At 38.6% G+C, this 26,578-nt stretch carries 25 protein-coding genes; 17 read left to right on the forward strand and 8 right to left on the reverse strand.

Annotation, left to right across the window (positions count from 1 at the left end):
• The first annotated feature begins 53 nt into the window (after window positions 1-53).
• The 8 genes from AC3FI7_RS04355 to AC3FI7_RS04390 all read left to right on the forward strand — a co-directional run bounded on the left by AC3FI7_RS04355 (window position 54) and on the right by AC3FI7_RS04390 (window position 12,073).
• A complete protein-coding gene (locus AC3FI7_RS04355) occupies window positions 54-1,292 on the forward strand; it encodes a sulfate adenylyltransferase subunit 1 (RefSeq protein ID WP_343658492.1) in 1,239 nt (412 codons plus the stop codon).
• A 4-nt stretch (window positions 1,293-1,296) separates the two neighbouring features.
• Window positions 1,297-2,127 carry a serine O-acetyltransferase EpsC gene (gene epsC / locus AC3FI7_RS04360; RefSeq protein ID WP_491461513.1) on the forward strand — a complete coding sequence of 277 codons (831 nt, stop codon included), beginning with the start codon at window positions 1,297-1,299 and terminating at the stop codon, window positions 2,125-2,127.
• A gap of 30 nt (window positions 2,128-2,157) precedes the next feature.
• Window positions 2,158-3,069, forward strand: a complete 912-nt coding sequence (gene cysK / locus AC3FI7_RS04365; RefSeq protein WP_491461514.1) for a cysteine synthase A — start codon at window positions 2,158-2,160, stop codon at window positions 3,067-3,069.
• Between the two features lie 23 nt (window positions 3,070-3,092).
• Window positions 3,093-3,938 (forward strand): uroporphyrinogen-III C-methyltransferase, encoded by an 846-nt coding sequence (gene cobA / locus AC3FI7_RS04370; RefSeq protein WP_491461515.1) that lies wholly within the window; start codon window positions 3,093-3,095, stop codon window positions 3,936-3,938.
• Window positions 3,928-5,640: a diflavin oxidoreductase gene (locus tag AC3FI7_RS04375; RefSeq protein WP_491461516.1), complete on the forward strand. Its 1,713-nt coding sequence runs from the start codon at window positions 3,928-3,930 to the stop codon at window positions 5,638-5,640. Before cobA ends, AC3FI7_RS04375 begins: the two co-directional genes overlap by 11 nt.
• Window positions 5,641-5,675: 35 nt before the next feature.
• Complete coding sequence (locus AC3FI7_RS04380; RefSeq protein WP_491461517.1) at window positions 5,676-7,352, forward strand: NADPH-dependent assimilatory sulfite reductase hemoprotein subunit; 1,677 nt, start codon at window positions 5,676-5,678, stop codon at window positions 7,350-7,352.
• A gap of 321 nt (window positions 7,353-7,673) precedes the next feature.
• Window positions 7,674-10,550: a TonB-dependent receptor gene (locus tag AC3FI7_RS04385; protein WP_491461518.1), complete on the forward strand. Its 2,877-nt coding sequence runs from the start codon at window positions 7,674-7,676 to the stop codon at window positions 10,548-10,550.
• A 5-nt stretch (window positions 10,551-10,555) separates the two neighbouring features.
• Window positions 10,556-12,073, forward strand: coding sequence for a TSUP family transporter (locus tag AC3FI7_RS04390; protein WP_491461519.1), 1,518 nt, complete (start codon window positions 10,556-10,558; stop codon window positions 12,071-12,073).
• Between the two features lie 396 nt (window positions 12,074-12,469).
• On the opposite strand, the gene AC3FI7_RS04395 is transcribed toward AC3FI7_RS04390, so the two are convergent.
• The 4 genes from AC3FI7_RS04395 to AC3FI7_RS04410 form a co-directional block, all read right to left on the reverse strand.
• The gene (locus AC3FI7_RS04395; protein WP_343658499.1) at window positions 12,470-13,378 is read right to left on the reverse strand and encodes a helix-turn-helix domain-containing protein; all 909 of its coding nucleotides are present in this window, start codon (window positions 13,376-13,378) and stop codon (window positions 12,470-12,472) included.
• Window positions 13,379-13,470: 92 nt separating this feature from the next.
• A complete protein-coding gene (locus AC3FI7_RS04400) occupies window positions 13,471-14,406 on the reverse strand; it encodes an NAD-dependent epimerase/dehydratase family protein (RefSeq protein WP_491462085.1) in 936 nt (311 codons plus the stop codon).
• A gap of 479 nt (window positions 14,407-14,885) precedes the next feature.
• Complete coding sequence (locus tag AC3FI7_RS04405) at window positions 14,886-15,275, reverse strand: DoxX family protein (RefSeq protein WP_343658500.1); 390 nt, start codon at window positions 15,273-15,275, stop codon at window positions 14,886-14,888.
• 131 nt (window positions 15,276-15,406) lie between these two features.
• Window positions 15,407-16,390, reverse strand: coding sequence for a polysaccharide deacetylase family protein (locus AC3FI7_RS04410; protein WP_343658501.1), 984 nt, complete (start codon window positions 16,388-16,390; stop codon window positions 15,407-15,409).
• 91 nt (window positions 16,391-16,481) lie between these two features.
• Here AC3FI7_RS04410 and AC3FI7_RS04415 point away from each other — a divergent pair, with 91 nt between their 5' ends.
• The 3 genes from AC3FI7_RS04415 to AC3FI7_RS04425 are packed head-to-tail and all read left to right on the forward strand — an operon-like array spanning window position 16,482 to window position 18,096.
• Complete coding sequence (locus AC3FI7_RS04415; RefSeq protein ID WP_142723026.1) at window positions 16,482-17,336, forward strand: AraC family transcriptional regulator; 855 nt, start codon at window positions 16,482-16,484, stop codon at window positions 17,334-17,336.
• Window positions 17,337-17,388: 52 nt separating this feature from the next.
• Complete coding sequence (locus AC3FI7_RS04420) at window positions 17,389-17,850, forward strand: NUDIX hydrolase (RefSeq protein ID WP_491461520.1); 462 nt, start codon at window positions 17,389-17,391, stop codon at window positions 17,848-17,850.
• Window positions 17,851-17,868: 18 nt separating this feature from the next.
• Window positions 17,869-18,096, forward strand: coding sequence for a hypothetical protein (locus tag AC3FI7_RS04425; protein ID WP_047423096.1), 228 nt, complete (start codon window positions 17,869-17,871; stop codon window positions 18,094-18,096).
• A gap of 66 nt (window positions 18,097-18,162) precedes the next feature.
• On the opposite strand, the gene AC3FI7_RS04430 is transcribed toward AC3FI7_RS04425, so the two are convergent.
• Window positions 18,163-18,654 carry a hypothetical protein gene (locus AC3FI7_RS04430; RefSeq protein WP_142723023.1) on the reverse strand — a complete coding sequence of 164 codons (492 nt, stop codon included), beginning with the start codon at window positions 18,652-18,654 and terminating at the stop codon, window positions 18,163-18,165.
• A 203-nt stretch (window positions 18,655-18,857) separates the two neighbouring features.
• On the opposite strand from AC3FI7_RS04430, the gene AC3FI7_RS04435 reads away from it, so the two are divergent.
• On the forward strand, window positions 18,858-20,066 hold the full coding sequence (locus tag AC3FI7_RS04435; RefSeq protein WP_491461521.1) for a hypothetical protein: 1,209 nt from the start codon (window positions 18,858-18,860) through the stop codon (window positions 20,064-20,066).
• Between the two features lie 327 nt (window positions 20,067-20,393).
• Window positions 20,394-20,879: a hypothetical protein gene (locus AC3FI7_RS04440; RefSeq protein WP_491461522.1), complete on the forward strand. Its 486-nt coding sequence runs from the start codon at window positions 20,394-20,396 to the stop codon at window positions 20,877-20,879.
• A gap of 49 nt (window positions 20,880-20,928) precedes the next feature.
• Here AC3FI7_RS04440 and AC3FI7_RS04445 read toward each other — a convergent pair whose 3' ends face one another.
• Window positions 20,929-21,318 (reverse strand): Fur family transcriptional regulator, encoded by a 390-nt coding sequence (locus AC3FI7_RS04445; RefSeq protein ID WP_002979333.1) that lies wholly within the window; start codon window positions 21,316-21,318, stop codon window positions 20,929-20,931.
• 87 nt (window positions 21,319-21,405) lie between these two features.
• Here AC3FI7_RS04445 and AC3FI7_RS04450 point away from each other — a divergent pair, with 87 nt between their 5' ends.
• From AC3FI7_RS04450 to AC3FI7_RS04460, 3 genes are all read left to right on the forward strand, one after another.
• Entirely contained in the window at window positions 21,406-21,744 is a 339-nt protein-coding gene (locus tag AC3FI7_RS04450; RefSeq protein WP_142723020.1) for a MerC domain-containing protein, read from the forward strand.
• A 2-nt stretch (window positions 21,745-21,746) separates the two neighbouring features.
• Window positions 21,747-22,949, forward strand: coding sequence for a GTP-binding protein (locus tag AC3FI7_RS04455; protein ID WP_491461523.1), 1,203 nt, complete (start codon window positions 21,747-21,749; stop codon window positions 22,947-22,949).
• Between the two features lie 78 nt (window positions 22,950-23,027).
• Window positions 23,028-24,428, forward strand: coding sequence for an alkaline phosphatase (locus AC3FI7_RS04460; RefSeq protein ID WP_491461524.1), 1,401 nt, complete (start codon window positions 23,028-23,030; stop codon window positions 24,426-24,428).
• 78 nt (window positions 24,429-24,506) lie between these two features.
• Here the strand turns inward: AC3FI7_RS04460 and AC3FI7_RS04465 are convergent, their stop codons facing one another.
• Together AC3FI7_RS04465 and AC3FI7_RS04470 are read right to left on the reverse strand one after the other, a co-directional pair.
• Window positions 24,507-25,328, reverse strand: coding sequence for an anti-sigma factor (locus tag AC3FI7_RS04465; protein ID WP_491461525.1), 822 nt, complete (start codon window positions 25,326-25,328; stop codon window positions 24,507-24,509).
• A gap of 1 nt (window position 25,329) precedes the next feature.
• Window positions 25,330-25,899: an RNA polymerase sigma factor gene (locus AC3FI7_RS04470; RefSeq protein WP_228451183.1), complete on the reverse strand. Its 570-nt coding sequence runs from the start codon at window positions 25,897-25,899 to the stop codon at window positions 25,330-25,332.
• Window positions 25,900-25,990: 91 nt separating this feature from the next.
• On the opposite strand from AC3FI7_RS04470, the gene msrB reads away from it, so the two are divergent.
• Entirely contained in the window at window positions 25,991-26,506 is a 516-nt protein-coding gene (gene msrB, locus AC3FI7_RS04475) for a peptide-methionine (R)-S-oxide reductase MsrB (protein WP_343658507.1), read from the forward strand.
• Window positions 26,507-26,578 lie beyond the last annotated feature (72 nt).

Consider the following 26,578-nt stretch of genomic DNA (forward strand, 5'->3'; position numbering starts at 1 on the left):
AGTATCAATTATCATTCATAATTTATCACTTATCATTTATAATTACAATTCGGATGGATATATTAAGATTTATAACAGCAGGAAGCGTGGATGACGGTAAAAGTACCCTTATCGGCAGACTGCTTTACGATAGCAAAAGCATTTTACAGGACCAGTTGGAAGTCCTCGAAAAACATTCTAAAAACAAAAATGAAGACGGGGTAGATCTTGCTCTTTTAACAGACGGATTGCGTGCAGAAAGAGAACAGGGAATCACTATTGATGTTGCCTACCGCTATTTCTCAACCGCAAAAAGAAAATTTATCATTGCTGATGCCCCAGGGCACGTGCAGTATACCCGTAATATGATCACAGGAGCATCCAATTCTGATCTGATGGTCATTCTGATCGATGCCCGAAAAGGAGTGATTGAGCAGACCAGAAGACATTCTATCATTGCTTCTTTATTACAGTTGAAAAAAGTTGCTGTAGCCATCAACAAAATGGATATGGTAGATTATTCGGAAGAAGTTTTTGAAAACATTAAATCAGAATATGCAAAAATTGCAGAAAATCTGGGGCTGAATGACGTAAGTTATTTTCCGATCTCTGCATTAAAAGGAGATAATATCGTTTCAAAATCTTCAAGAACAGACTGGTACAAAGGAAATTCTCTTCTGGAATACCTTGAAGAGGTAACACTGAATGAAGAAAAAAATAACGGAAACCGTTTTCAGGTCCAGTATGTCATCCGCCCTCAGACGGAAGAGCTGCATGATTACAGAGGATATGCCGGACAAATATTAAGCGGAAAATTATCAAAAGGAGACAAAATCCATATTCTTCCTGCAGATCTGACCACAGAAATCACGAAAATTGAGATCAATGGGATTGAAAAAGAGGAAGCTTTTGAAGGACAGCCTGCAGTGATCCATCTTGCTCATGATGTAGATATCAGCAGGGGAGATATTTTTGCCACAGAAGAACAGGTTCCGGCCGTTGAAAAAGACCTTGAAATTTTATTATGCTGGCTTGATCAGAAACCGCTACAGCCAGGAAATAAATACCTTCTGCAGCAGAACAGCAGACTTGTGAAAGCCGTTGTAAAAGAGATAGATTACAAGATCAATGTCAATACCCTTATCCGGGAACAGGCCGATGGTGAAATTAAACTGAATGAGATTGTGAAAGTTACCCTCCGCACGGCACAGCCTCTGGTCTATGACAGCTTTACCCATAATAAAACAACGGGCTCAGCCATTTTGGTGGATGAAACGTCCAATTCAACGGTAGCGGCCTGTATAATTCAATAGAAAAATGGCCATTTCCGATCAATTAATAGAAAGAATTCATCAGACCAAACAAAATAATATTCATGGATTCTTTGATAAAATAAAGACCAAAAGATGGGTGAAGGATTTGTATGAAACACTTTTCCTTCCTCAGAATGATAATACAGAAGATCAGCTGAAAAGAAATTTTGAAACCCTGCAGGAAACACTTTCAGAACTTATCAATACGGTAACAGGAGATAAAATCCTTACTGAAAAACACGTCAGTCAGTTTTTTGAAGCGTTGCCGGAATTATATAATCAGTTGGTGCTGGATGCAAAATCAATTTTAGAATTTGATCCTGCTGCGGACTCTCTGGAAGAAGTGTACCTGGCATATCCGGGCTTTTTTGCCACGTATGTCTACCGCATTTCGCACCAGCTCTGGAGTCAGGAAGTGAAGATTTTACCGCGTGTCATTTCAGAATACGCCCACAGTAAAACCGGAATTGACATTCATCCGGGAGCAACGATAGGAAAGTCTTTCTTTATTGATCATGGAACAGGAATAGTGATCGGAGAAACAACCGTTATCGGGAATAATGTCAAGATCTATCAGGGAGTCACCCTCGGAGCATTGAATGTTTCCAAAGAAAAAGCCCATCAGAAAAGACATCCGAATATTGAAGATGATGTCATTATCTATTCAGGAGCAACCATTCTGGGAGGTGAGACTACCATAGGCAGAGAGAGCATTATCGGAGGTAATGTGTGGGTAACGCAAGATGTTCCTGCTAATTCTCTGGTGTACCACAAAAGCGAAATAAAAATAAAGGATAATACTTCATTACCGGAATCATTAACCTTTGTGATTTAAGAAAAAAACAAAAATAAAAAGTACATTGATATGAAATTTCAGAATGCATTAGAAACGATTGGAAATACACCCGTCGTGAAAATCAACAAACTCTTCGATTCAGATCATGAAATCTGGATCAAACTTGAAAAAAGCAATCCCGGCGGAAGCATTAAAGACAGAATCGGACTGGCGATGATTGAAGATGCAGAAGCAAAAGGATTATTAAATAAAGACAGCATCATTATAGAGCCTACCAGCGGTAATACAGGAATAGGGCTCGCCTTGGTAGCCGCTGTAAAAGGATACAAACTCATTCTTGTCATGCCGGAAAGCATGAGTATAGAACGCCGTAAAATCATGGAAGCGTACGGAGCAGAATTTGTGCTTACTCCAAGAGAAAAAGGAATGAAAGGCGCTATTGAAAAAGCTAATGAATTGGCTGAAGAAACACCTAATTCATGGATTCCAAGACAGTTTGACAATCCTGCCAATGTAAAAGTACACGTAGAAACTACCGCTCAGGAAATTTTAAAAGACTTTCCGGACGGCCTGGATTACATCATTACAGGTGTAGGAACCGGAGGACATATCACCGGAATCGCAAAAACGGTAAAAGAAAAGTATCCTAATGTAAAAGTAATTGCTGTAGAGCCGGAATTATCCCCTGTACTAAGTGGAGGAAGTCCTGCACCACATCCACTACAGGGATTAGGAGCAGGATTTGTACCTTCCATTCTGGATGTTACCCTTTTAGACTTAGTCATCACAGTAGGCAAGGAAGAAGCTTATGAATATGCTCTTAATGCTGCTAAAAAAGAAGGTCTTTTTGTGGGAGTGTCCACAGGAGCCGCTTTAGCAGCTATCGCCAAACAATTACCGGAAATACCACCTAACGCTAAAATCCTAACCATCAATTACGATACCGGAGAAAGATATCTGTCGGTAGAGGGGCTTTTCTAATTCCTTAATTAACACCTACTTCAATGAAAACAAATATAAAATCACCAAAGGTTTACCTTATCGGTGCAGGACCTGGCAACCCTGAACTGATCACTGTAAAAGCTGTAAAAGCAATTGCAGAGGCAGACATCATCTTATGTGACCGCCTTGTGAGTCCGGAAATCCTGGAAACCTATGTTAATGAAGATACAGAAATCATCTATGTAGGAAAAGAATGCAGTAAAAATGCTTCTACACCCCAATCTCATATCAATACGCTGATGGTGGAATATGCCCGTCAGAATAAAACCATTGTAAGGCTGAAAGGGGGAGACGTTTCCATATTTTCCAATATTCTTGACGAACTGCAGGCTTTAAAGCAGAATCATATCCCTTACGAAATCATTCCGGGAATTACAGCCGCTTTAGGAGCAGCAGCATTTGCAGGAATGCCTTTAACAGCCAGAGGATATTCCACTTCCGTTCGTTTTCTGACCTATTATAAATCAGAAATCGTAAGTGAAGAATACTGGAAAGAGCTTGCTTTAACGGATGATACCCTTGTTTTCTATATGTCTAAAGGAAATCTTACTCCTCTTGTGGAAAAGCTGAAAGAACTTCAGATTTCAGATGATAAAAAAATTGCAGTTATTGAACAGGCTACAACACCCTTCCAAAAGGTGTACACCTCATCATTTGATGATTTTAATGAAAAATTCGGAGACAAAAACTTTGCTTCCCCTTCATTGGTGATTGTCGGTAAAATTGTGAATCTCCACGAAGCATTTTCATGGCTTGAAAATGCTGAACAGGAAGGTCTTTATTTTAAATCAGTGGAAAACGGAAGTCTGATCCCTGCCACTCAAAATTTCTTTGAATATGCTGTCTGAAACTAAATTAAATGTATTAAAACAAATATCCGGAGACCTTTCGAGAGATGAAGCAATCTGGGCCAGCGGATATCTTGCGGGTATCGCCGGAGGATCACCATTAGCAGCCGTTATGCCTCTACAGGAAACCAATAGTGTTTCACAGAATGCCGTAAATAAAATAACGCTGGCTTACGGTACGGAAACCGGAAACAGTAAAAAACTCGCTACAGCCCTTGCAGGTATCGTGAAGAAAAAAGGACTTCAGGTAAAACTGGCAGACCTTTCCCAATACAAGCCTAAAGATCTTGCAAAAGAGGAATTCTTCTTTGTCGTGATCAGCACCCAGGGAGAAGGCGAACCGCCTGCTCTTGCCAAAAAGTTCTATGATTATATCTATGAAAATGAAATTGATCTCAGCAGACTGAAATATGGGGTACTGGCATTGGGAGACAGCAGTTATCCGCTGTTCTGCCAGACCGGAGAAGATGTAGATTCCCGATTTGAAATATTAGGTGCTCAGCGTATCATTCCATTAAAAAAATGTGACATTGATTACGAACAGGAGGCTTCCCACTGGATAGAACATGTATTCGAAACGGTTCATAAAAATGCGGGGCAGAGTACAAAAAATATTTCAGTTCCGAAGGTTTCCGCCGGAAGAAAGAAATATAAGGGAAAAGTGTCTGCCATCATCAATCTGAATGATATTACGTCTGAAAAAGAAACCTATCATATTGAAATTGAAACCGAAGATTCCCTTGCGTATCAACCTGGTTCGGCTTTGGGAGTGATCCCTTTAAATCCTAAAGAAATAGTAAAGGAAATCATTACTCTTACGGGAATTGATCCTCAAAAACAGGTTGGAACAGCAAAAATTAAGGATACCGTAGAACAATTACTGCACAGGCATCTTAACATCAGTTATCTGCTTAAATCCGTGGTAGCCCAGTATGCGAGAATAACGGGACATTCCATTCCGGAAGTCAGGTTAAGCCTGCTTGATCTGCTTAGGATTTATCCAGTAAAAAATGCTGATGAATTTGAAGACATCATTCAGATATTGACCGCTCAGTCACCCCGTCTTTATTCAATCTCTTCCTCTCTGGAAGCTCATGGTGATACGGAAATTCATATTACCGTGGCCAAATCGGAATTCTTTATTGATCATCAGAAACACAATGGATTATGCAGTGGTTTTCTGAGTGAATTCGAAGAAGGAGAGGAGGTGGAATTTTATATTCAGGAAGCGGGCCATTTCAAATTACCGGAAGCTGATAAAGACATCATCATGATTGGCCCCGGAACAGGAATAGCCCCTTTCAGATCATTCTTATGGGAACGTGATGCTACAGGAGCGGAAGGAAGAAACTGGCTGTTTTTCGGAGACAGAAACTTTGTATCAGACTTTCTTTATCAGGCTGAACTTCAGGATTTCCTTAAGACAGGCAGCCTGACCCATCTGGATCTTGCTTTTTCCAGAGACACCGCAGAGAAAGTATATGTTCAGCACAGACTGGAACAAAAAGCTCAGGAAGTATTTTACTGGCTTGAAGGCGGGGCATCTGTCTATGTATGTGGTGCCAAAGAACCAATGGCCCGGGATGTAGAACAAACGCTTCTCACAATTATTCAGAAGGAAGGAAAACGCAGCAAAGAAGACGCTGTAATTTATCTGGAAGAAATGGAGCTTAGCGGCAGATATGCGAAAGATGTCTATTAAAAAGAAGTAGTCTTAAAAAATTAAAGGAAACAATTATGAACAATGATAAAGAAAACCTTTCACCGGTAGAAAGGATTAAAACCGGCAGTAACGGGCTCAGGGGAACTTTAAAGGAAAGTCTTGCAGATAACTTCACCGGAGCGATCAGAGAAGATGATCAGACGCTTATCAAATTCCATGGAATGTATCAACAGGATGACAGAGACAGAAGGGAAGAGCGTGTCTCCAAAAAACTGGAGTGGCTGTATTCTTACATGATCCGCCTAAGGCTTCCTGGTGGCTTTTTAACTCCGGAGCAATGGGTAGGATTGAATGAAACCGCAGAAGATTATTCCACAGGAACTATTAAGGTAACGACAAGACAAACGATTCAGCTGCATGGTATCTTAAAATCTCATTTAAGACCTACCATTCAGAGTTTCAATCTGCAGCACCTGGATTCTATTGCAGCATGTGGGGACGTCAACAGGAATGTTACCTGTACTGCCAATCCTTCGGAATCACCTTTGCAACAGGAAGCTTACGAACTGGCGGGAAAAATCAGTGAAATGTGCCTTCCGAAAACCAAAGCTTATTATGATATCTGGATTGATGATGAACTTCTGGTAGACCGTAAAGCAGAGGAAGATCCATTGTATCAGGACAGATATCTTCCCAGAAAGCTGAAAATAGGAATTGCTGTGCCTCCCAATAACGATGTAGACGTATTCATTAATGATATCGCCTTGATTGCGATTATCGAAAATGATAAAATTGTAGGTTATAATATTGCTGCAGGCGGAGGATTAGGTGCAACCCACGGAAATGATGCCACATACGCACGTCTTGCATCCATCCTTGGATTTGTGGATACCGAAGAAAAAGTACTGAAGGCGGTCTACGAAATCATCACAGTACAAAGAGACTTCGGAAACAGGAGCGACCGAAAATTATCAAGATTAAAATACACGATTGATAAATTAGGTATCGATCAGTACAGAGCGGAAGTAGAAAAGAGAACAGGATTCAGCTTTGAACCAGCGCGCGAATTTAAGTTTACACAAAGAAAGGACCGCTACGGCTGGATCCAGAATCATGAAGGAAAATGGTTTTATACAGTATTTGTAGAGCATGGAAGAATCCTTAACACTGCGGAATATCCTTTAAAATCAGGATTGTTGAAAATTGCACAGACAGGAAAAGCTAATTTCCGTTTTACCTGTAACCAGAACCTTATTCTGGCGGATATTGAGGAAAAGGATAAACCGGAAATTGAATATATTTTAAAAGAATACAGAATTTCGGATGAGACAGACGGAGCCAGCGCATTACGCAAAAACTCTGTTGCCTGTGTGGCTTTAAATACCTGTTCACTGGCACTTGCTGAAGCCCAGCGTTATCTGCCTTCTCTGGTCACAAAAATAGAACCTATTCTTGAAAAATATGGACTGCTGGAAGAAGATATTACCATCCGTATGACCGGCTGTCCAAACGGCTGCGGAAGATCTCCGAATGCTGAAATCGGATTTGTAGGTACAGCTTATGGGAAATATAATCTTCACATCGGTGGAGACCGTTTAGGAATGCGACTGAATACAAAATTTAAAGAAAACATTGGTGAGGAAGAAATTCTGACCACATTGGATGAACTTTTCGGAATTTATGTACAGAATAGGCTTACAGAAGAAACATTTGGTGATTTTTCATACCGTTACTTACACACCTTAAATTAAATTATATGGCTGATTTTCATTTTGATCTGAAAAAAAACAAAACAACTCAACCTCTTCTTTCAGGCAGACGAATGTGTATGTGTTGCTGATTCTCAAATAACAATTCAAACAAAGCTGTTTGAAGTTTTTGAATCATGGAAGTCAGCAATACTATTAATGGCTTAAACCACCCCGTCAAAAATTCTTTGAATTTTCGCCACCCCTCCAAAAGAGGGGAATTCTAAGCCCTTCAATTGTAATATTAAACAATATAGAAGACTTTCATCATAGAAGTAAAAAAATTCAGACAGCTTCATTCTCAACCTAAAAAATGAAGAAAAAATGAAAAACAAAAAGCAGGGAAATTTTCTGCCTAAAGCAGGTATTATCGCATTCACATTTCTATTTTTTAACCTGGCAGAAGCACAGCAGCAGCTTATAGAGCTCAGCGGAAGCATCAAAAATACAGGCACACGCCAAGGTCTCGACTCTGTAAAAATACAGATCGAAAATACACAGGATACCACATTAACGGATCTCCTTGGTAACTTTAAGCTCAGAACAAGAGTTACGATTCCGTTCCGGGTAGTAGTTCAAAAAGATGGTTTCACGAGTCAAACTGTTGAAATACTTTCTCCTTCCAACAAAATAACAATAGGGTTAAACCCACAAAATACAATTATTGATGATGTCGTGATTTCTGCATCCAGAGTTCCGGAAAAGATATTAAGATCACCAATAGCGATTGAAAAAATTGATATTAAAACCATCAGGGAAAGCCCGGCAGCCTCATTCTATGAAACACTGGAAAATGTGAAGGGGCTTCAGCTTTTAACCTCAAGCCTTACTTTAAAAATCCCTAATTCAAGAGGATTCAATTCACCTAATAATTTCCGTTTCATGCAGTTGGTAGATGGAGTAGATGTACAGTCGGCAACATTAGGAGTACCGCTGGGAAATGCGATAGGTCCTACCGAACTGGATATTCAATCGATGGAGGTCACTCCGGGTGCAGCTTCAGCATTGTACGGTATGAATGCCATCAATGGGCTGGCAAGCTTACAGACCAAAGATCCTTTTACGTCAGAAGGAATAAGTGTATATTTCAGAGGCGGCGTCAATCATGTAGACAATGTCAACCACAAAATAAGTTCTCTGGGAGAAAGTGCCATCCGCTTCGCAAAAGTGATCAATAAAAATTTTGCCATTAAAGTCAATGCCTCTTACTTCAGCGGAACAGACTGGATCTCAAACAACCTGACAGATCAGAACCCGGGATCACTGGTTACAGCCAATCCCAACTTTGCTCTGGCGAAAAATCCGGCTGAAGATCTTTGGAATAAATATGGTGATGAAAGAAACAACCGTGTAGCTGTAAAAGTGGATTATAACGGGAAGCCTACTACGTTCAACGTTTCGAGGACAGGATATCTGGAAAAAGATCTGGTAAGTCCTGATGTAAAAAATATTAAGTTTGATGCAGGATTATACTACCGTTTTGGGGATCAGTGGAGAACATCTTATGTATACCGTTATGGATTACTGGATGGAACTTTCCAGAGAGGAAATAAAATCCGTTTACAGAATGCCACGGTTCAGAACCATAAAGTGGAGCTGACAGGAAAAGAATTAACATTCAGAGCTTATGTATCCATAGAAAATACAGGAGATTCTTATAACCTTAAACCTTTAGCAGATAATCTGGATCTGACGAATCTTTCCAATACCAACTGGAGAAATATATTCCAGACTGCGCTTCAGAACAGCCTCAATGCCGGAGCCAATCTTAATGATGCATTTATCCTTGCCCGTCAGGAAGCTGATAAAAACAGGGCTGTACCGGGAACTGCAGCTTTTGAACAGTTAAAGAACACCATCATCGGCATCAATAACTGGGATTCAGCGAATGCAGGGGTTGCCGGTGCTCCGGCAACAGGAGGAGCCAAGCTTGAACAGAAATCCCGCTTCTACCAGGGAGAACTTACTTACGATTTCAGCAGGCTTGTGAAGATATTCAATCTCCTTGCCGGTATAGATTACCGATTGTACAGCATTACTCCGGATGGAAATAATTTTGTTGATTTTAACCGTCCGGTGAATGAAAGAAATATTCCTTTAGCCAATGGAACCTTTGGAAAAGACGTTATTTATCAGAAATATGGGATTTTTGTACAGGTTACCAAGCTTTTTTTTGATGATAAATTAAAAATCAATGCAGCGCTACGTGTTGACAGAAATCCTGAATTCGACGCTAAACTGAATCCCAGGATAAGTGTTGTTTATTCTCCGGTTAAAGAACATAATTTCCGGGCGTCTTTTCAGAACGGATACCGTTTTCCATCTTTATTTGAAGCACTTTCATTTGTGAATAACGGAAATGTAAGAAGAGTGGGAGGTCTTTCAAAAGTAAATGACGGATTGGGCTATCTTGAAAACTCTTATACACTGGCGTCCATCGATAAATTTACCTCAGCAGTAAACGCTGATGTTGATGCAGGAAAAACCCAGGCTCAGGCAGCTCAGGATAACAAGCAGCTTTTAACAGTAGCCAACCTGCAAAAATTACAGCCGGAAAAGATCAATTCATTTGAAATAGGATATAAGTCTACTTTTTTCAATAATAAACTGGTGCTGGACTGGGATTTTTATTACAACATCTATGAAGGGTTCCTTGGTCAGGTAGAAGTGGCTGTTCCTAAAAACAGTCAGGTAGGAAGCAATACAGCTGTACTTGCAATGCTGGACCGAAGCAAACAGGACCGATACAGGGTTTATACCAACAGCAACAGTACTTACAAAAGTTACGGAACATCCCTGGGAATCCGTTATAATATTACAGGAAACTATAATGTCAATACCAATGTTTCCTACAATGATCTGGCTTCCAGCAATTCTTCGGACCTGTTTATCACTGCTTTCAACACGCCGAAATGGATGGTGAATGTAAGTGTAGGAAACAGAGAGATTGTTAAAAATATAGGATTTACCCTTGTAGCAAGATGGCAGAGCAGTTTTATGTGGGAAAGCCCTTTAGCATCCGGAGAAATTCCGGCTTATTATACCATTGATGTACAGGCTACATGGAAGCTGCCTGAAATCCATGCCAATATTAAGATTGGAGCCACCAATTTACTGAACCGCCGTTACTTTCAGTATGCAGCAGGTCCAGAAATCGGAGGATTGTATTATGTCGCTTTTACCTATGACTTAAAACTGTAATCAGGATGAGTAATTCATTATATCCCATATTTTTAAAACTTGAAAACCTGTCACTGCTGATCATCGGCGGTGGCAACGTTGCTCTCGAAAAGCTGGAATCTGTTTTAGGCAATTCACCCGAAACCTCCATCAGACTGGTAGCCAAAGAAATCATTCCTGAGGTCAGAATTTTACAAAATCAGTTTTCCAATATAACTCTCCACGAAAGAGCGTATAACGACTATGATTTTAATGACACAGATCTTGCCATTATTGCAGTGAATGATGTTGAACTGGCAGGAGAAATCAGGGAAAAAGCACAGGAAAAAAGTGTACTGGTCAATATTGCAGATAAGCCTGATCTCTGTGATTTTTATTTAGGTTCCATTGTCAAAAAAGGAAGTCTCAAAATAGCTATTTCCACCAACGGAAAATCTCCGACCATTGCTAAAAGATTAAGAGAAACCTTTACTGAGGTGATTCCTGATGAAATGGACCATGTATTGGATAATATGCAGCACATCCGTAATCAGCTGACCGGAGATTTTAATTATAAGGTAAAACAGCTTAATAAAATTACAACAGAATACCTGTCTGAGGGAAAAGTTTCTTCAAAACCGGATATGGAAATTGAAAAACTGATCAGTATCACCAAAACAGCCCAGAGAAAAGCTAATATTTATCTGGCCATCATTGGTGTTTTACTTCTTTTCGGACTATTCGGACTTGTCGTGTATCAGTTCAATCTTGCCGGTGATATCCAGTATTTTCTGAATAAAGATGGTCATATTTTTTACTGGATGCTGTTTGCAGGTTTTATGGCAGAGATTGTTGCGGGATCTATGGGAATGGGGTATGGTGTTATATGCACCACCATTCTTTTACTGCTGAATGTTCCGCCACCTGTTGTGAGTGCAAGCATTCATTCTGCAGAATCTTTTACTACTGCAGCCGGAAGTTTCAGTCATTATAAATTGGGAAATGTGAATAAAAAAATGGTGTGGGTACTTTTTCCATTGGCTATTGTGGGTTCTGTCATCGGAGCTTTAACCCTGTCTCATTATGGGGAACATTATGCGCATATTGTAAAGCCAATTATTGCCTGCTACACCCTGTATCTTGGAATCAATATCTTAAAAAATGCATTCAAAGATAAAAAGTCGGGATTCATCAAAACCAAACGAAGGACTAATCTCAGAGTATTGGGACTGGCGGGAGGTTTTATAGATTCCTTTGCAGGAGGGGGATGGGGACCATTGGTAACCGGAACGCTGATCAAAGAGGGAAGGATTCCCCGTTATGTAGTGGGAAGCTCTACCGTTGCCAAGTTTTTGCTGACCATAACAAGCGCGGTTACCTTCATTTTTACCATTGGTATCCATCACTGGAATATTGTTTTAGGGCTTTTGCTGGGTGGTGTTTTTACAGCTCCGTTTTCTGCGATGCTGACCTCAAAACTTTCGACAAAGAAAATGTTTGTGGTAGTGGGAATAGTGGTGATCCTGATGAGTCTGGTGACAATAATAAAATCATTTTTATCATAAGAAGACAAGCATATTTTAACACAAAGCTCTATTATGCTGACTTTTAATATTTTAAAGAAACAAAACCTGAATCAATTGCATTGATTTTTCTAAGCATACCGATAACTAACGCAAAGATTTTAATGTTTTACTTGAATCTGAGAAATCATGGGGGAAAATCAATAATTAGGATCTATTGATCGTATTAATACTCATTTTTAGTAAAAATCTGAAACCATTAAAACTTTGCGTTTTATTTCTTGCATTATTCTAAAGAATTTTAAATATATCATTGTTAGTCTTTATTTTTGGTAAATATGGGTAAGCTCGCTCAGCCATAATCCTGTTTTAAGGTTACCACTGGCATATTGATCTACATTCGTTACGATCAGCAGTATTTTTTTTATCATGGTACAATCAATTAAAAGATTTTCTGAATTCCAGGGGAGAAACAGCAGTCTGATTTTTAAATAAACGATGAAAGGACTGGGGATGCTCAAATCCTAAGTTATACGCAATTTCAGAAACAGACATTGCAGTAGTTGACAGCAGTTCTTTTGCCTTATCAATCACTCTGTTCTGAATATGCTGCTGGGTAGTCTGTCCTGTATGAATTCTTAGCATATCGCTCAGATAATTGGGGCTGATATTCAACTTAGCTGCTACAAATTGTACCGTAGGAATTCCGTCTATCAACAGCTTTTCATTTTTAAAATAATCATCCAGTAAACTTTCAAGCTGGGTCAGAAGATCATGGTTTACCTTTTTTCGGGTTAAAAACTGACGGTTGTAAAATCTGTCACAGTATTTCAACAGCAAGTCTATATTTGAAACCAGTAAATCCTGGGTAAAACCATCCATATTGGCTTCAATTTCCCTGCTGATATTATCAAGGATATCCGTTACAGATTTTTCTTCTTTTTCCGAGAGGTACAGTGCTTCATTGGCAGTATATGAAAAGTAACCATAATCTTTTATTGTGGAAGCTAACGGATATCCCTGCAGAAAATCCGGATGAATAACCAGTACATTTCCTCTTACCTCAGAAAGCAGAATGTCTTCAAACTGCAATACCTGATGAGGAGCAATAAAATACATAATCCCATCTTCAAAGTCATAATAATGCTGCCCGTATTTGCATCTCCCTGCACAGTCTTTTTTAATGGAAACTACGTAAAAATCTGTAGTTACTGAACTCAGGATCGTTTCAGGATCAATATTCACCTCATTAAAATCAAATACACTGATTAAAGGATGTGAAGGCCTTTTCAGGTTCAGATACTTATGCAATGCTGTGATCGAGGATACTTTTTCAGGAGTTTTCATTTTATTTCTTTTTTTACCACCCCTCCAAAGGAAGAGAATATTTCCCTTTCGGTTGTGGTGATGGTGTTTCTAAGTTACTTATTTTAAAAGGATTATTTTGCGGATTGCTGTTCTTTTTTAATCTTTTCAATTCCTTGTCTGTAAGTCGTTATCGCAAATTCTGGAAATCTCTTTCTGAATTTTGAATCATCAAAAAGATTATTATATTGATATCTCGGAAGCAGTTCCAATAGCTCTTTTGCATTTTTGCTGAATAAAGATCCTATTGCAAAAAGCAGTTTCGGGATTACAGAATACCTGAGTTCTTTTCCATAGACCTGAGAAGCCAAAGCAATAAATTCCTTGTAGTTCAGCTTATGATCATCTACAGGCAAATGCCATGTCTGTCCATAGGCGTCTGGTGTGTTTCCGATCAGAGCAGTTGCACGGCTCGCATCAGGCGTCCAGATCAGGCTTCTGATTTTATCATCCCTCAAAGGAACCTTTAGTTTTTTATCATCTTTAATAGCGTTGAAAATAAGAGTATTGGTAATACTTTGCGTTTTTCCCGGACCATAAAATTCAGGAGCTCTGCAGATAACGGCTTCTATGGTTCCGGCTTTCATTTCTTTTAAAAGCATTTCGGCCATCTGTTTTCTTACGAGTCCTTTTCTTCCTACAGGATCAAAACGGGTTTGTTCCGTCAGAATCTCATTATTTTGAGGATACATATAGGTGTTATCAAAAAAAACCAGTTTTGTCCCATTGATTTTACAGGCTTCAATAACGTTTTTTACAATGAGTAGAAATTGCTTTTCCCATAACTCGGTATCCATAGGAAGTCCAAGAGTGAAATAAGCAATTTCACTTCCTTTTACTGCTTCTATCGCCTGTTGTCTGTCTGATAAATCTGCTGAGAACACAGTATCAGTAGCATTTACTTTTTTAGCATTTCTGCTCACAATACGGATATCTGAAGTATAGTTTCTCTTCAGTTCTCTTGCCAGTTCTTCACCAATCTGGCCATTGGCTCCCAATATAGTTTGCATCATTATTCATTTTGAGGGTTAGCTATTTCACTGAAAATAAATTCAATACTTTCAGTTGCTTTATTTCTGATACAAAATTCGGGCATAATTATAAAAACAAGGTAACTGAATCTATGCAAGTTGTAACATAATCTCTGAACAATGTAAAAAAGCAGCAAAATAATTAGGCTGAGAAAGTAAAAATAAAGCATTGAATTAATATTTTAACCACAGATCGAAGATTCAACGAAGTCAAAAGTCACAAAAGTTTTAAACACTTCAGTTTTTTCAGGACAAACCTTATGCGTAATAAGTACACCTAAATTTTGTGAAAATCTTTTTCATCTTATGTGAGCTTTTTTGCAGTATCATTTTAAACTTACTTAAGAGAACCTGTGTGTTTAAAATGAAACCTTTTGTGACTTTTGTGGTTGGGTAATGTTTAGACAACTTTATAATAATCAGATATAATTTTTTACTTTTTCAGCCTTACTGATTTTTTATTTCCGATCCAAAGCCATGTAATTATCCTCAATTCTGCTGATCAGAATATAGAACAGACCTGCATAGATCATCTGAATTCCCATCGCTTCCCAGTTTTCAACGGTACTGCTTCCAAAAAGGAGCAGGATAATCAGGGAGGCCCCGGCCATAGCTGCAATACGGGTTTTAAAACCAATGATCAATAGCAGACCTAATGTAAATTCGAGAAAGGGGAGCGTAACACCAAACAGGTGTACCAATGGCTGTGGAAGCCAGCTGCTCTCAAAACCTTTCATCATTCCTGAGGCAAAGTCCTGTAATTTTACCAGTCGGACCAAACCGTGTCCTAAAAAATTGATTCCCATCGACACACGAAGGAAAAAATAGGCTGTTTTTGTATTATTCATAAAGGCATTTTTTAGAATGGAAGAGGGAAGCGGGATGCGGGATGCGGGAAGGTATAGATATCTATGATTCACTTTTACTGTGTTTATCGTTTCAATAACTCCCTTCCTCCAGCCCCCAGCTTCTTTACTTATTACTTATTAAACTTTTCTTCACTGTTATCAACCGGAGTATCAGGATCATTCATCACCATTCTGGCAATATCATCTTTTCTCATAAAGACAACGCCCTGCTTTTCTTTGGTATATCTGATGAATTCTTCCATCGCATGTACCATTGCCGGAGTTCCACCAATTCTGTCATGAAAACTGATGCTCATCATTCTTCTTTTGGAAGTTCCCTCTTCATAAAGACGGTCGAATTCAAATTTCAGCTGTGCCAGAAACTGATCCGGACTCCAATGCTTTCCTTCTATAGTAACGATATCATTGTTGCGTAACGTATAGGGAATGACTACAAAATTTTTCCCCTTTACCTTTGTAATAAAAGGCTCATCATGACTCAGATCATCTATATGATATAAAAAACCCAGCTCCTGTAATACTTTAAGCGTATTCGGACCTCTTCTCAGCCAATTACAGTTATAACCTACTGCTTTCTGACCGGTAATCTTTTCAACAACATCTACTCCCTGTTTTACAAAATTAAGCTCATCAGCATAACTTTTATTCCATTGATTGTCCCAGGCAATGCCGTGAGCAGCAATTTCATGACCTCCTTTTGCAATGGCTTTTGCAACTTCAGGATATCTTTCAGCTGCTGTTCCCACCACATGGGAAGTTACTTTGATGTCATATTTTTTCCATAAATCCAGCATTCGGTAAATTCCTTCATTTCCACCATACCGGTACCAGCTTTCTGCGGGAAGATCCGGCTGTCCTTTGGGAAGAGGAGTTCCACTGAATGGACTTTCAGCGCCCTCAGGCTGTCCGCCTGTTTCAAACTGCATAGAAACTGAGATGACCAGCTGAGCCCCGTTAGGCCAGTATTTTTTGGTTGAAGTTTGTGTCTTAGATGACTCTTTTTTCTCTCTTTTATCCTTGTCATGGTGATCCGAAAAGGACATTAAAACTATTGTTGAAGCCAGCAACAACACTGATTGTTTGATGTATTTCATTTTTGAATGTTTTGATAAGACAAAATTGATCAATAATCAATCGGTTTGTGTTGTAAAAATTAATGGTAAATTTGTAAAAATCCATTTCTAAATGAAACGAATCGTTAACTTTAATTCTTTTAATGTTTTCAGTATTGAGAAGGAAGTCTGGGACGTTGAATATCATAACCATAACTTTTATGAGCTGATTATCATAGAGCATGGGAAAGGATATCATCACCTCAACAATATCACTTTTCCATATAAAAAAGGAGATGCTTTTCTTTTGAGGCCAAGTGACGGGCATGAATTTTCCATTACGAGTAAAACACGTTTCATTTATATAAAATTTACGGAACAGTATATCTGGCAAAACCTTTTGCCCAACAAAAATAATGAGCTAAAAAAAATGGTTCAGCTTCTGATGGAAGACCATTCTTTTGTGTATGAATCAGTAATTAAAAGTAAAACGGATAAACTACATCTGCTGCAGCTGGCCGGGATACTCCTGCATGAGTTCAGCCGTAAAAACACGTATAATAAAGAGATCACTGCTGATCTTTTTTCGGGGATCATGATCATTATGATTCGAAATACAATGAATAATATTACTGCCAAAGAATGGATGACCCAAAATCTCAGCAGAATTGAAAGGATACTGTATTATATCAACGTCAATGCTTTGGATACGGATAAAATGAAAATTGAAAACCTGGCTAAAGAATTCATGCTTTCTTCTAATTATATCAGCATTTATATTAAAAAGCAGACAGGTTTCTCCATACAGCAGCATGTGATGCAGCATAAAATAAAAACTGCTGAAAAACTATTACTTCAAAGTCATTATAACATCAGTGAAATTGCTGACAGGCTGGGTTTCAATGATGCCAGCCATTTCAATAAAATATTTAAAACGTACAAGCAAATGTCACCCTCTGAGTTTAAAAAGAAAAGGATATCCTATTGATCATCCGGATTATATATTTTTTCATACCTTTAATAATCAAATCTTTACGTCCATGAAAACAAGTGCAGGTATTTTGCTTTTTAAAAAAGAAAAAGACAGTCTGTATTATTTTTTGGTGCATCCCGGCGGTCCTTTCTGGAAAAATAAAGACCTGGGGTCATGGTCTATTCCCAAAGGAGAGATTCTTCCTGATGAAAACCCATTAGATCGTGCGTTGAAAGAATTTAAAGAAGAAACCGGTAAAACAATAGACGGAGCGTTTATCGAATTGTCATCCATTCAGCAAAAAGGAGGAAAAACGGTTTATGCCTGGGCTTTAGACAGCGATCTTGAAACTTCAGACCTTTACAGCAATACCTTCCCATTAGAATGGCCTCCTAAATCCGGTAAAATAATGAAGGTTCCGGAAGTAGATCGATGGGAGTGGTTCTCTTCAGAAGATGCACAGCGGCACATCAATGAGGCGCAGAAAGATTTCATTACACAACTTGAAATAATAGTAAAAAATCAATAACAATTTAAAACAAAGACCATGAAAAAATTAAACAGAAAAACATTGAAGAACATTATTGGGGAAATAGGTATAGAGCTGAATCTTCCTCTTCCGGTAGGCGTTTGCCTTGGAAATCTGCTTTCTCTATGCCCCCCTCATTCTCATTGCCGGGCAGATGAAAGGTGCTATCCTGATGCTGCCGGCCCTTGCATTAACGGGCTGTGTCCTTCAGGCTATCACTGCCATTCGGGAGAATGTGTACGGTAGCCTATCAAAAAAACAAAAAACGTTTATCGGACCGATAAACGTTTTTTTATTATCTATTTTAAAATTTTATCTTTTTATTCCGATTGCTTTTAACGCACTGGATGTTAAAAAAATATCGTCAAAAACAGTAAGCGATTCCACATCATGATATCCTGAAGGAATCAGATCATTTTTATTGAAAGATAATTCAATAGAAGGATCATATGAGGCGATAATCCTCACTTTTGAATATCCGTTATAATCTACTTTAAAGCCTTCAAACATACAGTTCTGTTCTGCCTTCTGATATTCGGCATATTCTTCAAATCCAACAACATCCGTTCTCTTCCCGTCATTATGATCCAGGGATTTCCATTCTTTATAATTTTTAGGTTCCTTCAGAATATTTCCTTTACGGTCTACTGGAACAAACATTCCGAGAGTCAAACGCTTCTTTAAAAAATTGGCATAATTATTCATCAGATTCAAAATCTGAAGATCGGCATATCCTTCGTGTGAATAATACTCCAGTACGAAAGTTGTCATCGGAATCAGCTTATGAGAAGCATCAGTCGGCATAATGAGTCTTTACTTTTTTTGGCCGATAAAAATAGTATTTTTATTTACTTTACCCAATGGAAACCGATGAATAGGATGGAATTTATACCCATTCTGAATAACAATAACCTTAGGAAAGCCCTTCATTTTTTCAGTAATTTTGAAGAAAATAACCGTATAATAATAACAAACTCTTTCCCAAAAAGGGTTGTACAGATTACAATATGTTGAAAAAGATATTATTAGGAGCCGGCATCATTCAATGCTGCTTTTACAATACTATGGGTCAAAAATCTGGTGAAAGACCGGTTTATACATCCGAATGGGGGCATCTCTTCCGCGAAAAAGGAAATAATAAAGATCTGTTAGGAATCTTTTCCACAGAAGCACCTGTTTATCTTCTGGACTCTACCCAGACACAATATAAAGTTCAGGTAAGCAACGGGGATATTGGTTTTATAGACCGTCAGCCTCTGCAAAAAACCATGCGTGGGAAAAAATCACCTGGTGAGCCTGCTCAGTATTTCTACAGAGGATCACAGGGTTTCCAATGTCCGCATTTCTATGTACAGGTATCAGAACTGCGTGTTCGGAAAGCTCCTACGACAGAAAGCATACCGGTGCGGCGGGCTGCTTTAAACGAGATGATCTGTATTGATTATGTTCCTTTATATCAGGATGGATGGGTCTATATTGGTGACCACTTCCATGAAAATCCGGAATATATTCAAATGAAATATCTGGGTTCTGAACTTACCTACGAAAAAGTTCTGAAAGACTATCTGGCAGTGAAAGGCAAAAACAAAGAAAAGGAATTAACACAGGTTGGAAGATTACGTGAAATCGCCTGGATGGAGGATAAAAACCTCCAACAGGCCTTACAGTTCTGGAAAGAATCCAATACCGGCGTAGAAAATTCAAAAATAGATATTGATTTTGAACTTCTTCTGGCAGATCAGTTTAAAAAAAAGCCGGAAACAAAGATCTACGAAAAGAAACTTAAAGCCCTGAATCTGCATTTTATCTGGAAAGAAACCGCCCTTTTTGACGGAAAAATAACAGATGCCCAGATGAAGAAGCTGGAGATGCAGAAAGTGAAAGATATCCCTAATATGCCGGAATGTGGCTGGGAGCCTCAGTATTTTTACAAAACCCCTAACATTATTGCTGCTTTTGAAGAATTTAAAGGAAAAATTTCCGGGAGTATTTACAAAATGCTATTTACCGACGGTGAAGTTCTGGTTTTAGGAAATGAGCGTATGGATTCCAATTATGAGGAAAAGAATTTCGTAACACATTTCGGTGATCTGCTGTCTGCAAGATGGATTTCTTCTCCGCACGAATATCATATCCAGAATGGAGATGCGGGACTTTTGATTTTTACATTTAAAGACGGAAAACTTTTCAGCTATGAATGCATGTATTATTGTTAGAAGATAATTAATTGGTGAGGAACCATAATGGCTTTACCAAAAATTATATTATCTAAGTTTTGGCTAAAGCCCATCGGATTTATATTTATTATTAAACGGGCTAAAGCCCGTTCCTATTGAATATCTCCAATTTTACCCAATATCTTGTGGAATGTTTTACATCAATAGAGGCGGGCTTTAGCCCGCTTATTTTATAATATGAAACGATAAGGCTTTAGCCAAAGCTTAAAATGGGTTTCTTTATTCTTAAAAAGCCCCCTTATTTTCCTGCACCGGTGATTAAATTTGAAAGGTGTATCTTTACAAGACCAAACAAACTATTAGTATATGTCATTTATCACACCGGAAGGAGCCAGGAAGGCTCAGCTATCCTTATCTGAAAGAGCGCCCGTTGCGCATGCTCTTCTTTCAGGAGCAGAAAATATTTCGAAATACAACAGTGGAGTATGCCATGATGCGGTAGCATATGCATTGTATATGCGTGGTGCATCTATAAGTCCCGCTCAGCTGTCAGAATCAGCCGGACAAAAATGGTTAACCGTTTTTAACTATCCGGCAGGAGAGAAATGGGACGGATATTCACCGATCCCGGCAGGAAAAGCAATCGGCTTCTACCGATTGATTGATAAAAGCTGGTTTCATTCAGCGGTTACTACAGGAAAAGGAAATGAAATCAGATCTGTCAATGGATTTTCATTAGGATCTGCATGGTCAGTACCTGTAGATATGAAATGGGTGTTAGGCAAAAAGAACTCTGATGGTACCTTCAATTATGACGGAACCAAAATAGAAGTCTATATCTCTTCCTTATAACCAATCACAAAAAGGTAAAAAAACAATTTGTTTTTTTACCTTTTCGCTTTTAAGCATCAGCGCATTTCGGGCATATCCCGCTGATAATAAAATTGTATTCCTGTGCAATAAAATGCTCAGGTAAACTGATTTCCGGAATCGCGTTTTCGATACACGTTACAGAATGACATTCTTTACAATTGAAATGAACATGATTGTGAAAATGCTGTTCATGTGTACATTTTCCGCTGCACTTCGCAAAATTCACCACCCCGTCAATGTTGACGATTTTATGTATAGCACCTTCGTTTTCAAGCCTTTCCAACACCCTGTAAATGGTAACTCTATTGCATAGATCTCCTAATTTCTTCTGAATATCAGAGTGTGTAAGGGCTACATCTGAACCATTAATAAGGTTTAAAATTTCAGTTTTGGCATGCGTATTTCTAACCTGTTTCATATTTTAATGCAACAAAGTTGCGTTATTTGATTTTTTATTTCTACTTTTGCAACAAAGTTACAATAAGAAAATTAATTCTGTGCTATTATGAAATCAAAAATTCTTGATGTTGTAGGAATCTCCGCTGCTGTTTTATGCCTGATTCATTGCATTGTTTTTCCTTTATTACTGATCATTCCGCTGGGAATATCCCATAACCCTTATATCGATCTTGCTTTTCTTACTATCGGTACTGTTGTTGTTTTCAGGTTAACAAAAAAAATAGAAAAGCCCTGGCTAAAGCTTTTATTCTGGATTTCTGTTTTTCTTATCCTTATTTCAGTACTCACAGATCTGATATTCGATGTTCATATTCCCCTGATCTATGCAGGAGCTGCAGGCTTAATTACAGGCCATATCATTAACTTTAAAAATCATAAACATTAAAAATGACAAAGAAACTTCCTGTAACGGTACTCAGTGGTTTTTTAGGAACTGGAAAAACTACATTGCTGAACCATATTCTTCATAACAAACAAGGCTTAAAAGTAGCCGTCATCGTGAATGATATGAGTGAAGTGAATATTGATGCCCGCCTTGTTGAAAATCAAAACACCCTTTCAAGAACAGAAGAAAAACTGGTGGAAATGAGCAACGGATGTATCTGCTGCACACTTCGTGAAGATCTGATGGTGGAAGTGGAACGTCTTGCTAATGAAAACCGCTTTGATTATCTTCTTATCGAAAGTACAGGAATCAGCGAGCCTGTCCCTGTTGCCCAAACCTTTACTTACATTGATGAAGAAAGCGGAATTGACCTTTCCCGTTTCAGTTATGTAGATACTATGGTAACGGTAGTAGACTGTTTTAATTTCATAAAAGATTTCGGCTCTAATGAACTGCTGATGGATCGCGATCTTACGGACATGGAAGGCGATTACCGGACAATTGTTAACCTTCTGACCGATCAGATCGAATTTGCCAACGTGATTATTTTAAATAAAACAGATCTTATAGATACTGATACGCTTGGGTTCTTACAGGCTGCCATAAAAAAGTTAAACCCTGATGCGGTTATCTTACATTCAGAATTTGGAAAAATTGATCCTCAGAAGATTTTAAATACTCAGCTTTTTGATTTCGACAAAGCACAGTCATCTGCCGGCTGGCAGAGAGAATTACAATCAGAGCACCACACCCCTGAAACGGAAGAATATGGAATAAGTTCAATGGTCTTCAGAGACAGAAAGCCTTTTCATCCCGTAAGATTATGGGAATACCTGAATCATCATTATCCCGAAGGAATAATCAGAGCTAAAGGCCTGTTCTGGATGGCTTCAAGACCTGATGATGCCTTAAACTTTTCTCAGGCCGGAGGATCTTTCCGTTTGGAAAAAGCAGGGGTATGGTGGTGCAGCATGCCTTTGAACCACAGAGTGCAGTATTCTTCCTTTGCAGAAAACCAGAAATTGATAGAAGACAGGTGGGACAAAAACTGGGGTGACAGGATCAATGAACTGGTTTTTATTGGCCAGAACCTGGATAAAGATCAAATGCTATCTGATCTCCAGTATTGCCTTATTACTGACAGGGAAAAAGAACTGTTTGACCAGAAACAAGGCTTTGAAGATCCTTTTCCAAAGAATATTTAAAAATTAACTTTTAATTAATGCAACATAGTTTCGATAAAAAGATTAATACAATAACTTTCGGAATTATTTCAAAACAATATGGACAGAAGAAAATTTTTAAAAGGTTCTGCAATACTTTCAGGATTATTGACCTTATCACCATCAGATCTCTGGAGCTTCGGAAATAACAGTGAAAAACCAAGATCAGGAAAAGCAAAGAATATCATCTTTATGGTCAGTGACGGGATGAGCCTCGGAACGCTTTCGATGGCAGACCTGTATTCCCGGAATATTTTAGGAAAGGGAAGTCACTGGCTCAATCTGTACCATGAGAAGAAGGTTACCCGTGCTTTAATGGATACTGCTTCAGCAAGCTCCATTGTGACAGATTCTGCAGCAGCAAGTTCGGCATTCGGGGGTGGGATAAGAGTAAAAAACGGAACGTTGAATATAGGTACCAACGGTGAGAAACATCTTCCGATCTGGCAGCAATATAAAAAAGCAGGAAAGAAAGCAGGTTGTGTCACCACCGTTACCATTACTCATGCAACTCCTGCAGGCTTTTGTGTAAATTCTTCCAGAAGAAATGCAGAACCTCAGATCGCTGAGATGTATGCAGAGCTGGAACTGGATGTCCTGTTGGGTGGAGGAGATGAGTTTTTTGATCCTGCTAAAAGGGAAGACAGGAAAGATCTCTATTCTGTCTATCAAAAAAAAGGATACAGGATTCTGAAAACACAGAATGATCTGAAAGAAATCAAAAAAGGGGAAAAACTCTTAGGAATCTTCAATACCGGAGCATTACCATACAGTATTGACAGAGCTCATCTTCAGGAATATAAAAACATCCCAACCCTTGCTGAGCTGGCAAAGACAGCCATCCATCAGATGAAAGATCATCCAGACGGTTTTGTCCTTCAGGTGGAGGCCGGAAAAGTGGACTGGGCAGCCCATGCCAATGATGTTGCTGCGCTGATCCATGATCAGCTGGCATTTGATGAAGCTGTAAAAGCTGTAATGGATTTTGCTGAAAAAGATGGAAATACCCTGGTGATTATTACTACAGACCATGGAAATGCCAACCCCGGAACGATTTATGGAACAGACGCTACTAAAAACTTTAACAGCATTTCAGACTATCAATATACCAACGAATATATTCTGAACAAGATTCAGAAAGAATATTCAGTGAAAGACATTAAAGACTGGATATATGAAGGCAACAAAATTGTTTTAAACGATGATGAAGCCAAACATCTGTTAAGTTTTTACAACGGTCTCGAAAAAGAAGAGGAAGGAGGTCTTTATAATTACAAAAAACTGCCTTTTAAACTGTATTCAGAAATTCAGAAAAGCAGGAATTCCGTAGGATGGATCAGTATGGACCATTCCGGAGATTATGTGGAAGTGGCGGCCTATGGCCCCGGAAATGAACTTTTGCAGCCATTTATTAAAAATACAGACCTGCATGACCTGATGCTGAAGGCATGTCCTGTATAAACAAAACATTCATATTTTTTCATATTTAATTATTTGGGAGATGCGGGGCGGACTGATTGTGTTCGCCCTGTTTTGTTTTTAAATTCCCCCCATCACAAACATATTTTCCATGGTAGGCGCTTTGCTGCCTCCTTCTTTCTCAAGAGTGATCGCAAAGGCCTGTGCTTTCGGGATATTTGCCAAAGCAATCCTGCTATCTTTATCTTCCGTATACATTCCTGCACTTACAGGTTTTCCGTCTTCTATTGCCCAAAGCTGATACTGCATGCCCTCAGGAGCTTTAGGAAGCTTTTCAGCATTCAGATAAACTTCTTTTGTTTTTGTATCCCAGAAAACCATTGCTTTTGCATCCGCATGCTTTTCTACGCCTTTCAGCATAACCATTTTCATATCAGGATTGGAAAACATCTCAAGCTTCTGATTCATTTTCTGCATAGCCTGATCCTGCTGCTTTTTGTCTGCCGTCAACAAAGCCATTTCTTTTTGATTGGCAGACTGAGTATTCATCCAGTATAAGTTACCGGCAACACTCACCAGAAACAGTACAGAGGCTGCTACTGCATATGTCTTCCATCCATTTTTGCGTTGACCGGATTCCTGGATTCTGTTCTCTTTATGATCTTTTACTTCAGAAATATCAGTTGAAAGAACTGGAGTAATCTCTTTAGCAGTCTGTTCCTTTTGAATTTTGTCCCAGATCTTAGATTTCAAATCCTCTGGAGGCGTTACGGCCTGTGCTGTAGCAAGATCTTCCAAAGTTTTCTGCGCTTCTTCAAAAGCTGCTTTTACCTCAGCATTATTCTTCATCACACACTCCAAAATCCCTGCTTCCTCGGGAGAAGCATGGCCAAGAATATAAGATTCTATAATTCCGGATGATATGTATTCTTTAGTGTTCAATTTATTGATAATCTTTTAGCAAATCCTTTAATTTCATCAGTGCATTCCGCATCTTTGTTTTTACCGTTCCCAGCGGTATCTTCAGTTTTTCGGATATTTCATGTTGGGTATATCCCTGATAATACGCAAGATCTATAAGTTCCTGCTTGTCTACTTCCAGACCTTCCAGCACATTATTGAATCCGATATAATCAGAAGAATTATTCGTGGTCGAAAGTTCTGCAGTGTTATATACGAAATCCGGAAGCGATTGGTTTTTAAGTTGATTCTGGAATCCTTTGGACTTTAAATAATCAATAGCTGTATTCCTTGCGATATTGATCATCCAGGTGTAAAATCTGCCTTTGGAAGAATCATATTGATGAATGGAGTTCCATATTTTAACAAAAACATCCTGAATAACCTCTTCAGTATATTCTTTAGACTGAACAATCCGAAGAATGATTCCGTAGAGCGCACCAGAATAGTGGTCATACAGATAATGAAAACCAGTTTCGTTTTTTTCTTTCAATAAAACGATAAGTTCCTCTTCAGAATAGGTTGTTTTAATAGCTTTTATTTTTCTTCCCAAATGTAATAAAATAAAACATATTCCCAAAAAAATCTGAATCAACTTTTATTTCGTACATGATTTCATGATAATTATTAAAAAATATTCAAATATGAAAACGTTGCTTTCAAAATCAATACTGATATTTTGTATGGCAGTATCTCCCGGATTCTGCAAAGCCCAAAACAATCTTTTTAAAATCAGAAATCCCTATTATTCGCATACTGACAAAAATCCACTGAAAATAAGCAATACCGAATGGAAAAAGATATTAAAGCCTGAGCTCTATCAGGTCGCAAGAGAAGGAGCTACAGAAACAGCTTTTACAGGAAAGTATTATCAATTTGATGAAAAAGGGACCTATTACTGCGCAATATGTGGTAATCCTCTTTTCCTTTCAACTTCCAAATTTGCCACTACCTGCGGCTGGCCATCGTTTTACCAGCCTCTTCGTAAAAACAGTGTACAATACAGAAAAGACAGTTCCCATCAAATGGAGCGTACAGAAGTGCTGTGTGGAAGATGTGGATCTCACCTTGGACATGTCTTTGATGACGGCCCAAAGCCAACCGGAAAACGATTCTGCATGAACTCTATATGTCTGGAATTTGTTCCGTCAAAAAAATAAATAACTGATAATCAGCAATATAAAATAAATTTTATTTTTTTTCAATCTAAAATAAAACCAACCTCGTAAATG

Source organism: Chryseobacterium sp. TQ-BC-N36 (assembly GCF_058382295.1).